This is a genomic window from Enterobacter sp. Ap-1006 (assembly GCF_011752835.1).
Classification (GTDB): domain Bacteria; phylum Pseudomonadota; class Gammaproteobacteria; order Enterobacterales; family Enterobacteriaceae; genus Cedecea.
Genome location: NZ_VWWU01000001.1, coordinates 758,590 through 773,853, shown reverse-complemented (window position 1 = coordinate 773,853; position 15,264 = coordinate 758,590). Strand labels below are relative to the sequence as shown.

The 15,264-nt window shown below is 55.4% G+C and carries 14 protein-coding genes and 1 pseudogene; 6 read left to right on the top strand and 9 right to left on the bottom strand.

Annotated elements, in window-relative coordinates; genetic code table 11:
- The first annotated feature begins 10 nt into the window (after window positions 1–10).
- The 4 genes and pseudogenes from fliQ to lpxO all read left to right on the top strand — a co-directional run bounded on the left by fliQ (window position 11) and on the right by lpxO (window position 3,126).
- Window positions 11–280, top strand: a complete 270-nt coding sequence (gene fliQ / locus F3J28_RS03595) for a flagellar biosynthesis protein FliQ (RefSeq protein ID WP_008458124.1) — start codon at window positions 11–13, stop codon at window positions 278–280.
- Window positions 277–1,069 (top strand): annotated as a pseudogene (gene fliR, locus F3J28_RS03590) (flagellar biosynthetic protein FliR); the annotation flags it as partial. The gene fliQ and the pseudogene fliR, both read left to right, overlap by 4 nt.
- 342 nt (window positions 1,070–1,411) lie before the next feature.
- Window positions 1,412–2,035, top strand: coding sequence for a transcriptional regulator RcsA (gene rcsA / locus F3J28_RS03585; RefSeq protein ID WP_008458120.1), 624 nt, complete (start codon window positions 1,412–1,414; stop codon window positions 2,033–2,035).
- Between the two features lie 182 nt (window positions 2,036–2,217).
- Window positions 2,218–3,126, top strand: coding sequence for a lipid A hydroxylase LpxO (gene lpxO / locus F3J28_RS03580; RefSeq protein ID WP_008458118.1), 909 nt, complete (start codon window positions 2,218–2,220; stop codon window positions 3,124–3,126).
- Between the two features lie 64 nt (window positions 3,127–3,190).
- Here lpxO and dsrB read toward each other — a convergent pair whose 3' ends face one another.
- A complete protein-coding gene (gene dsrB, locus F3J28_RS03575) occupies window positions 3,191–3,379 on the bottom strand; it encodes a protein DsrB (protein ID WP_205247070.1) in 189 nt (62 codons plus the stop codon).
- 129 nt (window positions 3,380–3,508) lie between these two features.
- On the opposite strand from dsrB, the gene yodD reads away from it, so the two are divergent.
- Entirely contained in the window at window positions 3,509–3,742 is a 234-nt protein-coding gene (gene yodD / locus F3J28_RS03570; RefSeq protein ID WP_008458114.1) for a YodD family peroxide/acid resistance protein, read from the top strand.
- Between the two features lie 437 nt (window positions 3,743–4,179).
- Here the strand turns inward: yodD and dgcQ are convergent, their stop codons facing one another.
- The 3 genes from dgcQ to F3J28_RS03555 all read right to left on the bottom strand — a co-directional run bounded on the left by dgcQ (window position 4,180) and on the right by F3J28_RS03555 (window position 7,224).
- Complete coding sequence (gene dgcQ, locus F3J28_RS03565) at window positions 4,180–5,847, bottom strand: cellulose biosynthesis regulator diguanylate cyclase DgcQ (protein ID WP_166872866.1); 1,668 nt, start codon at window positions 5,845–5,847, stop codon at window positions 4,180–4,182.
- Window positions 5,848–6,034: 187 nt separating this feature from the next.
- The gene (locus tag F3J28_RS03560) at window positions 6,035–6,214 is read right to left on the bottom strand and encodes a YodC family protein (protein WP_008458110.1); all 180 of its coding nucleotides are present in this window, start codon (window positions 6,212–6,214) and stop codon (window positions 6,035–6,037) included.
- 92 nt (window positions 6,215–6,306) lie between these two features.
- Window positions 6,307–7,224 carry a DUF808 domain-containing protein gene (locus tag F3J28_RS03555; RefSeq protein ID WP_353620574.1) on the bottom strand — a complete coding sequence of 306 codons (918 nt, stop codon included), beginning with the start codon at window positions 7,222–7,224 and terminating at the stop codon, window positions 6,307–6,309.
- 169 nt (window positions 7,225–7,393) lie between these two features.
- Here F3J28_RS03555 and yedA point away from each other — a divergent pair, with 169 nt between their 5' ends.
- Window positions 7,394–8,311 (top strand): drug/metabolite exporter YedA, encoded by a 918-nt coding sequence (gene yedA, locus F3J28_RS03550; protein ID WP_166872860.1) that lies wholly within the window; start codon window positions 7,394–7,396, stop codon window positions 8,309–8,311.
- Here yedA and F3J28_RS03545 read toward each other — a convergent pair whose 3' ends face one another.
- The 5 genes from F3J28_RS03545 to F3J28_RS03525 all read right to left on the bottom strand — a co-directional run bounded on the left by F3J28_RS03545 (window position 8,312) and on the right by F3J28_RS03525 (window position 15,216).
- The gene (locus F3J28_RS03545; protein WP_166872857.1) at window positions 8,312–8,812 is read right to left on the bottom strand and encodes a very short patch repair endonuclease; all 501 of its coding nucleotides are present in this window, start codon (window positions 8,810–8,812) and stop codon (window positions 8,312–8,314) included. It abuts the gene before it with no gap.
- A gap of 12 nt (window positions 8,813–8,824) precedes the next feature.
- Entirely contained in the window at window positions 8,825–10,234 is a 1,410-nt protein-coding gene (locus tag F3J28_RS03540; RefSeq protein WP_166872854.1) for a DNA cytosine methyltransferase, read from the bottom strand.
- 97 nt (window positions 10,235–10,331) lie between these two features.
- Window positions 10,332–11,027 carry a phosphohydrolase gene (locus F3J28_RS03535; protein WP_008458100.1) on the bottom strand — a complete coding sequence of 232 codons (696 nt, stop codon included), beginning with the start codon at window positions 11,025–11,027 and terminating at the stop codon, window positions 10,332–10,334.
- 49 nt (window positions 11,028–11,076) lie between these two features.
- Window positions 11,077–12,615, bottom strand: a complete 1,539-nt coding sequence (locus F3J28_RS03530) for a fructose PTS transporter subunit IIA (RefSeq protein ID WP_166872851.1) — start codon at window positions 12,613–12,615, stop codon at window positions 11,077–11,079.
- 12 nt (window positions 12,616–12,627) lie between these two features.
- Window positions 12,628–15,216 (bottom strand): glycoside hydrolase family 38 N-terminal domain-containing protein, encoded by a 2,589-nt coding sequence (locus tag F3J28_RS03525; RefSeq protein WP_166872848.1) that lies wholly within the window; start codon window positions 15,214–15,216, stop codon window positions 12,628–12,630.
- Between the last annotated feature and the right edge of the window lie 48 nt (window positions 15,217–15,264).

Here is a 15,264-nt window from a genome sequence, read left to right as displayed (position 1 = left end):
GAGAAAGAAAATGACGCCAGAATCGGTCATGATGATGGGCACCGAAGCGATGAAGGTGGCCCTTGCCCTTGCGGCCCCGCTGCTGCTGGTTGCGCTGATAAGCGGCCTGGTTATCAGCCTGCTGCAGGCGGCCACGCAGATCAACGAAATGACGCTGTCGTTTATTCCAAAAATTCTGGCCGTGTTCGTGACCATCGTCATTGCCGGGCCGTGGATGCTTAACCTGCTGCTGGATTACATGCGCTCCCTGCTGACCAATCTGCCGAACACCATTGGATGATCCACGTTGACAGCACCCAGTGGCTAAACTGGCTAAGCCTCTACTTCTGGCCGCTGCTGCGCGTGCTGGCGCTGATCATGACCGCCCCTATCCTGAGCGAGCGGTCGATCCCCAAGCGGGTTAAGCTTGGGCTCGGGCTGATGATCACCTTTATCATCGCGCCTTCCCTGCCTGCAACCGGCGTGACGATTTTTTCCGCCGCGGGTTTCTGGCTGGCAATACAACAAATTCTTATCGGTGTGGCGCTGGGTTTTACGATGCAGTTCGCTTTTGCTGCCGTGCGTACCGCCGGGGAACTTGTGGGCCTGCAAATGGGGCTCTCTTTCGCCACCTTCTTCGATCCGGGCAGCCGCCTCAATATGCCGGTTCTGGCCCGCTTTCTTGATATTCTGGCGATGCTGCTGTTCCTGACCTTTAACGGCCATTTATGGCTGATTTCGATGCTGGTCGATACTTTTCATACCCTGCCTATCGGCGGTGAGCCGATCAACAGCAACGCGTTTATGGCGCTGACCCGAGCGGGCGGTCTGATCTTTCTCAATGGCCTGATGCTGGCCCTGCCGTTAATCACTTTGTTACTAACGCTTAACGTCGCCCTGGGACTGTTAAACCGTATGGCTCCCCAGCTATCGGTATTTGTTATCGGTTTCCCCGTCACCTTATCTATCGGCATGCTTATTTTTATGGTAATGATGCCGCTTATCGCCCCCTTTACCGAACATTTATTCGGCGAGATTTTTGATCTGCTCGCGGATATTGTCAGTGAAATCCCCGCAAATTAATAACCCTGATTTTCATACTGCCTCTCTGAGGATATTCCTAAAAAAATATGTTAATAACATCCGCCAAGATATATCTGGCGCGGAATATAAGTTTTTACCTTGCTCACAATACACAACATTCACTTTACTTTAAGAACATTCCTGGCAAATTATAGGCAACTTTCCGGGATAGTGATTTCGCCTTTTAAATTATTAATAATGGTTACCCATAAATAATTAGAACTGCGGAAAATGCGGCGGATTGGCTTTGCCCTGGGACTGACATTGTCACTCGCAGTACAAAACCAGTACAGCTTTCAATCTGCGCTCCTGATTATTACGGGTATAACGCGCTTAGTGAGGGTTTGCTATGTCAACGATTATTATGGACTTATGCAGCTATACCCGGCTGGGGCTTGTCGGCTACTTAGCCAGCCGCGGGGTTAGAAAACGGCATATTGCAGATGTAGAAACGGTAGAACAGCTGGCACAGGCATGCCAGTCGCAGGCACCCAGCGTGGTGTTTATTAATGAAGACTGTTTTATTCATGACCCGGAAAGCAGTCAGAGAATTAAGCAGATCATTAATCAACATCCAGGGACGCTATTTTTAGTCTTTATGGCGATTGCTAATATTCACTTTGATGAATATCTTCTGGTCAGAGAAAATCTGCTGATCAGCTCGAAATCCATCAAGCCAGAATCTTTAGACGATATTTTAGCGGAATACTTAGCAAAAAATGCACAATGTATTGGACATATTAATTTGCCGACACTTTCTCTTAGTCGCACAGAGTCCAGCATGCTAAAAATGTGGATGTCAGGACAGGGAACGATTCAAATCTCTGATCAAATGAACATCAAGGCAAAAACCGTTTCGTCTCATAAAGGAAATATTAAACGCAAAATCAAGACCCATAACAAGCAGGTGATATATCATGTAGTTCGCCTCACCGACAACGTCACCAACGGTATTTTTGTTAACCTCCGGTAGCTGACTTACTCTGCATCCCTACGCCACTTTGGCCGCAGTATTTAATCTCTGACGCCCGTCAGAGATTAAATACAAGTTAAACGACACTCTTTCCCGTAACAAAACCGCAACCTTTGCTAAAAAAAGCAGAAAAATCTCACTAGACTTACGCCATACAAGTATACATGGAGAGATTTGTTGCTATGGTAGCCGTTATTGTTCTTGGCATTTTTATTATCAGCGTCTTTTACGCCCACTCCCGCGGTGTCGAAAAACAGAAGTTTTCCCGCCAGCTTTTTGACCACTCGACCTTTATGGCCCCGGTCAATATGTTCATGACGCGTTTCTCGCGTCTGCCGCCTGAACAGCCGTATTTCCCGACCAGTGACTTTCCGGAACTGCAAAAGCTGACGGACAACTGGGAAATCATTCGAGAGGAAGCGCTGCGCCTGCAGGGCCACATTAAAGCGGCAGAAAGCCACAACGATGCCGGGTTTAATACGTTCTTCAAGCGGGGCTGGAAGCGTTTTTACCTGAAGTGGTACAGCGATGCACACCCGTCTGCGCATGAGCTTTGCCCGATCACCACAAAGCTGGTCAGCGAAATTCCGTCTGTCAAAGCGGCGATGTTCGCCGAACTCCCTGCTGGTTCTTACCTGGGCAAGCACCGGGATCCGTATGCCGGATCGGTGCGTTACCACCTTGGGCTTGCCACGCCCAACGACGACCGCTGCTTTATTGAAGTCGACCGACAGCGCCACAGCTGGCGCGATGGCGAAGCGGTAATTTTTGATGAAACCTACGTACACTGGGCGGAAAATAAGAGCGAACAGACCCGTATTATTCTGTTCTGCGATATTGAGCGCCCGATGAAATGGCGCTGGGCGCAGGCCGTTAACCACTGGGTAGGCACCACACTGATGTCAGCCGCCAGCTCGCCAAATAGCGACAGCGACCGCACCGGCGGGCTGAACCGCATCTTCAAGTATGTTCACGCGCTGCGCGACAGCGGGCAAAACCTGAAGAAAAGAAACCGGAAAGTGTATTACGCGATGAAATATTCGGTGATTACGGTGATTTTTGCGGCGATTATTGTGCCTAGCGTGGTGTAAAGACTGCCCCTCCCCCTCTCCCTTCCGGGGAGAGGGCCGGGGTGAGGGTCATACATCCTTTACCCTACTCGTCGCGCTCCACAAAAATGCCGTCCGGGTGGCCTGACTCATTAAAGAACCAGATCCCCAGTGGATAATCCTCCAGCGACACAAGATACATCGTTCCTTCGTTAAATGGCTCCACCGCCAGAACGACCCCCGAACGCCGCGGGCCGCCATCGGTCTTTACGGTCACCCGATCATTGATTTTCATGGTTATTTCCTCCAGAGACATTGCCTGCCATTGTAGATCAAAAACACCTTGAGCGCCCTTACTCCGGGCCACCTGGCGCATTATCTGAAACGGCTATACTTAAGGGTGGTAGTCAGCGAGGGCAAAGTCATGAAGAGCGTGAAAATCAGCGGCAGCGCGGCGCATCAGACAACGGAAGTGGATGTTGACGCACTGCTTGCCGCCATCAACGAAATTAGCGAAAGCGATATCCGGCACGCCAGCAGCGAGGAACACCCGCAGCGAGTGAGCGTGGATGGGCGAGACTGGCATAGCTATAAGGAGCTGGCGGATGCTTTTGAGCTGGATATTCGGGATTTTAGCGTGAATGAAATTAACCGCTAAGAAAAGCATCCCGGCCGGGGAGCCGGGATGAAAACTTGCTGAAGCAAGAAGCACTTGAAATTCGTTACATCAGGAAATCTGATGTGTGGACCACATTACCTTAAATTTTATTGAATACAAGGATATATTCTTTTCAGGAATGTCTATAACTGCACTCATTGACGCAATCAATTTGAGCCCAATGCCTTGTTAAATCGTTTTTTTAAACCTGATGCCCGCACCAAATGGCCATTTGAGCGCTGAATAAATTAAGATTTATCCTAAACTAAACGTTCTGATTTCGCCTGCCGTACAGGGACGAATAAAAAATAAACGCGCCTCTGGCTGGCCCACTACGTGACAAAAACATTACGCCTGCTTTAGCGAGCGCCCTCTTCGATAAGCGAATAAAACATCAGCAACGCTTATATGATATAGCGGCCATGCCCGACGGAAAATCAGTCCTGGGTGCAAACCTGGTTGCGTCCGTTCTGCTTCGCCCTGTACAGCCGCCGGTCGGCAATGGACTGCAAATGCTCAAAATCATAATCGTGGCGCTCATGGGCGCAGCTCACGCCAAACGAGGCGCTGATTGTGAGAGTCTGTCCGGCCTGCAAAAGCAGCTCTTTGGTATTGATGCGGTGCCGAATTCGCTCGGCGACGGCTGCCGCTTCCGGAAGCTTCGTGCCCGGCAGCAGCACGCAGAACTCTTCCCCGCCCACGCGCCCGGCAACATCCTCTTCCCGAAGGGAGGAAGCAAGCAGCGCGGCGGCATGCGACAGCACTTTGTCGCCAGCGTAATGCCCGTAGCGATCGTTAATGCCTTTAAAGAAATCGAGGTCCATCTGGATCACTGAGAACGGTTTTTCCTCGCGCTGGCAGTCCAGCGCCATTCCGTGGGCAATATCGAAGAAGGCGCCGCGATTGTAGAGCCGGGTCAGGGTATCGTAATTTGCCCGCCAGCTCAGCGTTTGCTGCAGCGTCAACATATTGCTGACCAGCCGTCGGATAACCCGCCAGGAGATGAACAACATCAGCGTAAAGAGCAGCCAGAGCAGCGTCAGTACAATGCTGATTCGACCAAATTCCCCCTGCACGCCCTCGCCCAGGGTATGCACTTTGATCAACACGCCGTCAAAATTCATCAGCTTCGCCCACGTCACAAAGCGGCTGTCCATCCGCAGCTCTCCCTCTTCTCCACTTTCCATGGAGCGCGCAATCTCGGCCTGCTGTTTTGCGTTAAACACCGGCGCCAGCGGCGCGCTGTCCGCCGCGGTGGCAATGAGCGAGAAATGGCTGTCAAACAGCATCACGGTGCCTTCATAGCGATCGTGAGACAGCTCCTGAAGGAATGCATGCATCCCGCTGACGGGAAAATCCATCGCCAGCACGCCGTACCAGCGCTGATTAAGATCCAGCGGCACCGAGGCTGTAATAATCTGCCCATTTGGGGTGTCTGGATTGTAGGTATGCATCCACTGAAGGCCACGGCCTGGGTTATTTTGCGGCGACTGAGCGCCAAAATAAGGCTGGGCAATTAGCCGATAATAGAGCGACACCAGGCCCGGATCGTTTTCCGGCGGCGTACTGGAAAGAAAGAAACCCGCTCTGGAGGCATAAAACACGCGTCTTTGCAGATCTCGCTTGTCATCGGCAAGCTGCATGATGTAGCTGAACTCCAGCGCCGCCTCCAGCTCAGGATAAAGCCAGCGCTCATCGCGGTCGAGCACGTGGCTGTGGCTGACAAACTCGTCGGAAACGCCGTTAATCGGCATCCCGCGATTAAGATCCAGCTTTAATTGCCAGTAAGGCTGCGTTCGCTGGACGGCAAAATCCGCCAACGCCCGACGTGAAATATCGGTGGAAATAGGAGACTGCAGCGCATAATGCATGGTGTTGCGGTAAAACAGCAGGCTATCAATGCTGTGCTGCAGCTGCCGGTCCAGCGCGGTGGCAATATTATCGAGGCTGTTACGCTGGCTAGAAATATAGGCGGATTCCAGCACGGCCACTTCACGCCAGGTCAGTAACGTTGAGCATAGAAACACAACGACAAAACAGAGGTTTACCACCCGCTGCGGTCTTTTATAGCGGCTTAAAAACCGCTCAAATGCATTACCGATCAAGGGGGATTCTCCCTGGCGGGCGACCCGGGCCGCGGTTGTCAGTTCCTTCCGAAAACCCCGGAAGAATGAAGTCTTTACGGATTTTGCCACCGCAACAGCGCTTTGTCGAAGCTGGCCTGCAGAAAAGCGCCTTATCGTATGATAAAAAAACCCGGCATAGCCGGGTTCCGTTAAAAAACCAGACACATCAAGCCTGCTGATGCTCTCTGGTTTCCGCTGGCGCAAGGTCATCCTCACGAAACGCCTCGCGCTTTACGCCGTATCCGTCGTACCAACGGCACTCCACCATGCCACTGGAATAACCCGTGACAATCATGCGTGGACCGCCGTTCTTACGCCGGACTTCATCGCTGACCACATAAACCATAGCCGCCTCCGGCGTTAGGGGTGAAAACCTCTAAAGGTATAGTCAATGGTCAGCGTTTTTTCCTGACTAAAGCGTTATTTTTCATCTCGAACTTAGTGTGAAGCGCTCCCGCGAAGGTGATTTATGCCGTTCACCACCAGCAGCACAATCCCGCCCGCAATAAAGCCGAGCACCAGGTTGGCAAGCGTCGGACCGGCAAGCTCAACCACGCCGCCAAACTGCCCCATCCATTGCTCAATGCCGTGATGAAGCACGGGCACGCCGTGCACCAGGATACCGCCGCCGACGAGGAACATGGCCAGCGTCCCGACAAACGTGAGGGTTTTCATTAGCCAGGGAGCAAGAATAAGCAGCCCTTTCCCCACCGCCTGTGCCAGCGCCGCACGTTTATCTGCCAGCCAGTATCCGAGATCGTCAATTTTCACGATCATCCCGACCAGGCCGTACACGCCGATAGTCACCAGAATGGCTATTCCTGCCAGGATTAATACCTGATTTAGCAGCGGCGCTTCCGCCACAATGCCAAGCGTGATAGCGACGATTTCCGCCGAAAGAATAAAGTCCGTGCGCACCGCCCCTTTCACCTTATCTTTTTCAAAGGCCAGCGGGTCCTGGGCGGCAACGGCCTCCAGCCTCGCCTGCTTTTCCTCCGCGCTTTCTTTATGCTTTCTCGCCTGCAGGCTGTGCAACACTTTTTCCACGCCTTCAAAACATAAAAACGCTCCGCCCACCATCAGCAGCGGCGTAATTGCCCAGGGTGCAAAGGCGCTAATAACCAGTGCCAGAGGCACCAGGATAAGCTTATTTAGAAACGATCCTTTTGCCACGCTCCAGACGACAGGCAGTTCCCGATTCGCGCGCAGGCCAGAAACCTGCTGAGCATTCAGCGAGAGGTCATCGCCCAGAACGCCTGCCGTTTTTTTTGCCGCGAGTTTGCCCATAACCGAAATGTCGTCCAGCAGCGTGGCGATGTCGTCGAGCAAAGTGAGTAAGCTACTTCCAGCCAAAATATCTGTCCTTATTGATGTCGATACCCAAGAGTATGAAGCAAAAAGCGCGCCGCGAAAAATCGCCGCGCTTGTCAATAAAAATTAACATTACATCAACAAGTATAAAGCTCGCTATCCGCCCGCTTTTGGCGTTAACTGTCGGCCTGAAATTGGTGTCTGGTGAGGGATTATGCGAGCTCGTTCTGGTCAATTAGTGCCGCTGGTAGCGGCGCTGTTTGCGTTGTACATCATCTGGGGTTCAACCTATTTGGCGCTGGCTATCGGGGTAAAAACCTGGCCGCCGTTTATCCTCGCCGGTACGCGCTTTATGCTTGCGGGTTCGCTACTGATGGGCATTCTCCTGCTTCGCGGCCACAAGCTGCCCAAGCTGCGCCCGACGCTTAACGCCGCCCTTATCGGCGTGCTTCTGTTGGCCATCGGCAACGGCTGCGTCACGGTGGCCGAACACCAGCACGTCCCTTCCGGCATTGCCGCCGTCATGGTCGCCACCGTGCCACTGTTTACCCTCTGCTTCAGCCGCCTGTTTGGCATTAAAACGCGCAAGCTGGAGTGGCTCGGCATTGCCATTGGCCTCGCGGGTATTGTGCTGCTGAACAGCGGCGGCAATCTCAGCGGTAACCCATTCGGCGCTGTTTTAATTCTTATTGGCTCCCTGAGCTGGGCGTTTGGGTCGGTTTACGGGTCGCGCATCGAACTGCCCGAAGGCATGATGGCGGGCGCGGTGGAAATGCTGGCAGCCGGGATTGTGGCGCTCAGCCTTGCGGCGCTCACCGGCGAACGGCTGACAACGATGCCGGACACCTCCGGCTGGCTGGCGCTGGGCTATCTCGCGCTGTTTGGCTCGATGATCTCCATCAGCGCCTATATGTACCTGATTCGAAATGTCTCCCCGGCGGTGGCGACCAGCTATGCCTACGTCAACCCGGTTGTGGCCGTGCTGCTGGGCACCACCTTTGCAGGGGAAAACCTGTCGGCGATTGAATGGCTGGCGCTGGGGATCATTATTTTTGCCGTGGTGCTGGTCACGCTGGGTAAATACCTGTTCCCGGCCAAACCGGTGATTGAGACGTGTGAAGTAGAAAAATAGTTAGTCAGTGGCCAGCCCCTGCTGGCCGCTGTCGTGTCGCTGATGAATCCCGGTCACGTTAATTTCCGCGCTACGCCCGCCGCTGCAAATCCACTCTTCTAACCGTTCACACAGCGCCCGATCCTGCATTTTCTCACGGCCACGCAGCGCGCATTCCCAGACAATTAAAACTCGCCAGCCCTGCGCCAGCAAAAGCGCCGTGTCTCGCTTATCCCGCACAACGTTGCGGCCTATTTTTTCCAGCCAGAACTCGGTGCGCGTGGCCGGGACTTTAAACAAATAGCAGTCGTGATGATGCCAGAAACAGCCGTGGGTAAAGATAACGCAGCGGTATTCATCCACCACAAAATCAGGTTTGCCGGGTAGCGCGGCATCCTGCACGCGAAAGCTAAACCCGCACTCTGCCAGCAGCCCGGCCAGACGTTTTTCAATGGCGGTGTCACGCGTGGCAATCGCCCGCATGTTTTTACTGCGTATCGCCTTGCTGTGTACATCCGCCATTTCTTTCTCCGCTTAGCGCTTTTTCACCGCTTGCTTGATCACCGGCTCCAGCAGTTTAGCCACCGCGGCAAACGCGGGAACGACGACGGAGTTACCAAACTGGCGATAAGCCTGAGTGTCAGACACCGGGATGCGGAACGCTTTCCCTTTCGGCGCTTCAAACCCCATCAGCCTGGCGCACTCGCGCGGCGTCAGGCGACGCGGCCTGTTCACCTGGTTATCAGGATGGTTAAAATCTGCCTCGCCCAGCGCCATGTCCCAGCCGCGATCGACCAGGATCTCCGCGCCATCTTTGAAATAACGAGCCGACAGCGTTCTTGCTACGCTTGCCGGGTTTTTCGGGTCAACCAGGCCGTAACCAAAGCCATTGCCCTTGGCCTGATGCTTCTTCGCGTAGTTATAGAGGTATTTCCACAGCGTTGGGGTCAGCACATATTTCGCGTCAACCTCATCGTCCAGCAGCTCGCCAAAGGTCGGGCGACGAGCCGGATAGAATTCGCTAAGTTTTGCTAACGTTACCGCCGTATCCAGTTTCAAATCGCGGCGCGTGCCGACCAGCACAATGCGTTCCCGGTGCTGCGGCAGGAAATTTTTACCGTCGACAATTTTCGGATCGTCACGCCCGGAAACCGCGGCATCAGCCACGTCGTAACCCAGCTCGTCCAGGGTCTGCATGATAATGCGGAACGTATTGCCTTTATCATGGCTCTTCAGGTTCTTAACGTTCTCCAGCACAAAAACCGGGGGACGTTTGGCGGCAATGATCCGCGCCACGTCGAAGAACAGCGTGCCCTGCGTTTCACAGGCAAAACCGTGCGCGCGCCCAAGGGCATTTTTCTTCGACACGCCAGCCAGAGAAAACGGCTGGCAGGGGAAACCGGCCAGCAGCACATCATGGTCGGGCAGCGTGGCCTGGATGTGGGCCGTCGCCTGCTCGTCCGTGACGTCGCCACGGTTGCTGAGCGTCACGTCGCGGATGTCTTCATTAAACTGGTGCTGCGTCGGGTCGCAGTACCAGTTTGCCTTGTAGGTCCTCACCGCGTATTTATTCCATTCGCTGGTAAACACGCACTGGCCGCCGATGGCCTCAAAGCCGCTGCGGATCCCGCCTATCCCGGCAAACAGGTCGATAAAACGAAAAGCATAGCGCCCGTGATGCGCCGGCGGCGACGGCAGCATACTTTGCAGCATCTGCACTTCCACTTCGGTTAAACCACGAGGCGCAGACTTGCCGTTATACCAGCGGTTCAGGGACTCACGCGTCCAGTCGCCTCCCACCTGACGCAGGCGGAGCGCAACGGTTTTTTGATCGTAGATTTCAAGTAAACGGCTGACCAGCGCATTGTCTTCTTCTTGTTGAGTTTGTTTGTGGCGCTGTGCCTGAAGGGAGAGGTGTTCTGCTATCGCGTCAAGATCGTTCATCGTGAACCAAAAATGGGAAAAGGGAGTGAAACTGTATCACCGATTTGACCCAGAAAAAATGAAAACAGCCCGCAGAATGGACTACGGGCCGGAAGGATTAAGCCTGTGATTTAAAACGCTGCAGGACCTGCTCGTCCACCTGCAGGTAGTCGCCTTTCAGCTCGGCGCACAGCTTTGCCATATAGCCGACGAGGAAATCCGCATTGTGCCGCGCCAGCGCGCGCCCGGCTTCGGTTTGCATTGACTCCGGCAGGCGCAGAAGCTTTTTCTGGAAATGGTCCACCGAATACTGCGTATCGTCCAGTTCACGGCGATCGGCCAGCGGATCGTCGCTGTCAAACAGCGAACGCCCCAGCGCGCCGGAAACATAAAACACCCGCGCCAGGCCTATCGCGCCCAACGATTCCAGCCTGTCCGCATCCTGCACTACTTTCGCTTCCAGCGTCTGCGGCGCAATAGCCGCGCTGAAACTGTGGGCCCGCACCGCATGGGCTACATCGTCATACAGCTCGCGGGGGAAGTCCGGGAAGTGCGTTTCCAGAATACGCAGCGTCTCCTGCGCCGCCTGCGTTGAGGCCAGATGCCGCTCCGGGTGGTTCTTGGGCAGGTTAACGATGTCGTGGAAGTAGCAGGCGGTCAGCACCACCAGCCTGTCCGCCTCCGTCCCTTCCATAATATGCTGGGCGGTTTTCCATACGCGCCGAAAATGCGCCACGTCATGGGCTTTGTCATCCTGCGCCCAGTTCTCAATCAAATAGTTCTCAAACTGCTGCTGCCAGCGGGCAATCGGCATACACGTATTCCCCTTCTCGTGAAAAGCGCCAGTCTGAGTATAACCAGATTTATGACAAGATTATGACTTCCTCGCGGAACACATCCACCACGGCCTGCGTCGTCGCCGCGGCCAGCAGCCTCTCCCGGAAGGATTCATGCATCAGCCGCCGGGCTAAAACTGAGAATATCCGCATATGCTGCTCCTGCTCCTGCTCGCTGAGCGTCAGCATAATCACCAGCCGCACCGCCACGCCGTCTCCCCAATCCAGCGGATCTGCCAGCCGCAGGACGGAAATACTGCTGCGGGAAATCGCGGCAGACTTACAGTGCGGAATGGCGATGGAAAAGCCCAGCGCGGTGGTAAAGACCGCTTCACGCTGCCAGATGGCCTGCTCGGCGAGCGTCGCAGAAAGTGCCCGTCCCTGAACGTCAAGGTTATCCGTCAGCCGTTTAATCACCTCATGCTTGTCATGAAGCTTTTCATCCAGAAACACCAGCGCCGGGCTGAACATGCCCGCTTCCTCGCTCACGGGTTCAGCAGCAAACTTTTTGCATTCCAGCGCGTACCAGCGCTGCGCCACGTCATCGGGTGCCGCCAGCACAAACCCGTGTCCGGCGCCCAGCAAGTATGCCCCTGCTCCTGCGGCAAAGAGCGGCTTCGTTGAGGCCAGGCACAATAGCGGCGTCGCAAACGCTCGGGCGAATATTGCGGTATGGGACGTTTCGCCGCCTGTCGGCATCACAATCCCCCGCAGAAATGGCCCTTGCAGCATGAGCAACTGGCCCGGCGTCAGCACGCCATCACCAATCACCAACGCGTCTTCATCCAGCTGCGGCAGCCCCAGCCGCGGGTCGCCGGTCAGTTCGGCCGCAATCCTCAGCCCCAGGTCAAAAACATCCAGCTCCCGCTGGCGGAGATATTCACTGTCGCTTTGCCGGAAAGGCTCCCGCAGTACGTCCAGCGCTTTTGCCAACGCGGCCAGCGTATTGCGGGCGTCATGCTCGTCCAGCAGACACTCTTCAACGGTTTCATCCTCCAGCAGCTGACTTTGCGCATCCAGAATCTGCGCCGCTTCATCCGCTTGCTGGCTGATATCGTCCCGTAAACGCAGCCGCGCAGCCTGCAGGGCGACAATCAGCCGCTGTTGCTGCAGAGGAAACGGTTCTTCATCGTGCCGCAGCGCCAGCGCGTGGAGATCGATCTGCTCAACAAAAACGGCCTTTGCCAGCGCCGCCCCCGGACTAACGCCCTTCCCTTGCCAAACAGGGGATGCACTTCGGGACAGGAACACCGGCAGCGGTTGCTCTTCTTCAACGGCAGCGGCCAGCGGCGAATCACACTGCGCGAACTCATGCTCAATAAAATGGCCGAGCGCCTGCCGGGCTACCTGCTCGTCCGGGCCTTCAATCAGCAGCTGGCATTCATCGCCAGCGGCAACATCCGCCCCCACCAGCGCGAGGACGCTCCTGGCATCACCCTGGCGTGACTTAGTCTGGTTCACTAACGTCACCGCGGAAACAAAGCGTGAAGCCTGCCGTTCAAGTGCGCTGGCTGGCCTGGCGTGCAGCCCGTTCACCAGCGGGCAACGAAATAACAATGTCTGCATATGGATAGCGCCTTATTCAAATGAGCGAATTAGCCAGGAAACCGGGGTACTTGCTTCGACAGCGCCCGTTGGCGTGGCCGGAATTTCCGCTAGCGTGACCTGCTCCAGCGTGCCGTTTGCTGTCGGAGGAACGTTTTTGAGCGGCGTCAAGCCTGGGTTCCAGCCCCTGAGCACTAACGCCTCTTCGTTTTGCGCTTTTTTCAGGGTGCTGAAATGCACGGCGCTTTCCCAGCTCAAGACGCTGAAGTGCGGCGGGAAGGATTTCCCGTGGGGGTTGGTGCGAAAACGCGACCAGCCAGAATCCAGGTAGCCCGAAGCCGGGGTGCGCCACTGCTCGACGGCCTGCCAGAACGCAGGGCTTTGCCCGTTATCCATCGGCATGACGGCCAGGTGAAACGCGTGATGGCCGGGTATTTGCGAGTCAGGAGCAGGCAGCACCATGCCGGATGCCCGTCCAGGCCGCCATTCCAGTGCGGGCCGTCCGAGCCAGCCCACGCTGCGGAACAAGGTAATCGCCAGCGTATCAGGCTGCCCGACAGGAATTTCGTACTCCCGCAGCCCGGCGGTCACCACGCCGAGGCCGCGCCGCGCGTGGTGCATCATCACCAGGCTCTGCATCGGCCACAGTGAGGCAGGCGCTTCCGTCCAGTTTTCCTGCTGCCAGATCTCAAGCGCACGAGGGACATTGTCACGTTCTATCAGGCCAAAAGGCTGATCGGCAAAATGGGTCGACTGATATAAACCGGTGGGCAGTTCAATCTGCAAACGGTGGTCACGCAGCGTGTTGTTAACGTCAACGACAACATCCAGCCAGGCGCTTTCATGCGGCAGGGAGATGGTCATTACCACGTCCAGCCGGGCATCAAACCGCCTGGCCTCGCGTGCATCGGCATCGGCCGGGGCAGGAATGTGCAGCGTTAGCTGCAGGGTGTCTTTGAGCACGCCGCGCGTCAGCATGGCCTGCTGCAGGCAGCCTTCGCTGTTAATCTTCCAGTCAACCGTCGGCGGCGAATAGTTATAGTTGTCCCCCGCGTCTTCGCCATCGACCAGACGAAGGATGTGTGGGTAGACTTCGCCCGTGCGTTTATCGGTCAGCGTCAGCTCTCCGGCTTTATGCTCCAGCCGCAGCCAGGCGTTTTCCAGGCAGTCAATCTCCCCGGCCAGTTTATCAAACCCTGCGGCTTCCCCTTCCTGCAGGTAAAAGGTCGTGTAGCCACAGGCCGGCAGCGCCTTCGCCTCCAGCAAAATATGGCATTTACGATACCAGGTGGTTGTGGTGCTGTTGGAAAGCTCCTGCACCACCAGCGACATGTCCTGAAGCTCTTCGTGCAGCAGTTGCCAGCGGCACGGATCGCCCTCGCTATCCACGATGCGGAAGTCCTCTTCCGGGGTATAAAGCGTGAGGCTCACCTGCGTATCGCGCCGCGCGGGTAGCGGGTTAAAGACCACGATTTTTTTACCCTGCTGGCTCACGGTAATCCCTTCCGCAAGCATTTTCATGTTCAGCTCAAACAGCTGCCCGGCACTCTCTTTGCCGGACTGCAAACGCCCCTTAACCATCTGGTTAACGCGGTCTGAATTACAGCCGCCGATGCTGTCGTGGGCGTGAGATTGCATCGCTTCCCGCCAGATGTGCTCCACCGCCTGGTGCGGATAAGGCAGCCCGAGCCGCCAGTTGAGCGCCAGCAAGGGCTCCAGCGTCTGGCTGACAAACTGTTCCAGCGAGGCATTAAGCTGCTTGATATCCATTCGGGTAGAGAAAATACCGCGATGAATACGCATGTATTTGGGGCTGAGAAGCTCGCCGCGTAAAACAGGCAGGGTGTGCTCGTCGTTCCGCAGAGCGGCGAAAAAATCGCTGAAGCTACTGCGCCTGAAATGGTATTCGCTCTGGCTGGCATTCAGTTTTTCCAGCGCCCCAGGCACCGCATATTCGAACGGCGACTGATCGTTGCCGTTGGGGAGCAGAAGGTGATTCGTGGCGGAAAAACGCCCCTGTTTTTCCAGGATCGGCGGTAATTTTTCAGCCAGTTCCTGCGATGCCGTAGGCAGCCACTTCGCGCAGCCGTAACCCCAGGGAAGCACGGCGGTGAGCACCTGCTGCCCGCCCTGCGCCTGCCAGCAAAATTCGCTGGTCGGCACATCATGCTCGCACCACCCGCGCCAGAGCACTGCGCTGTCAATGGCGAACTCGCTTAGAAACATTGGCAACTGCGCGCTTTGCCCGAAAGAGTCTGGCACATAGCCCACCGGCATATAGCTCCCCCAGGCTTTACAGTCCGCCAGCCCAAGCAGCAAATTGCGGGTTATCGACTCCGCGCCCACCACCAGGAAGTCACTTTGGGTGTACCACGGGCCAATCAGTACCCGCCCGTCGGTAATTAATTTTTGCAAGCGTGCCCGGTGCTCTGATGCCACCTGTAAAAAATCCTCCAGCATCACCGTTTGGCCATCCAGAATAAACGGCCCCAGCGCTTCGTCTTGTTCCAGCCGGGTGATTAAATCCAGCATAAAATAATAGAGCACGATTTTTGAGTCGTTCTCGGTGAAATACCACTCTCTGTCCCAGTGTGTGTGTTGAATCAAATGCACAGTCTTCATAACATCACCTTATTGACGGCTGAGGAGAAATATTTAAGGCGTGGCTAT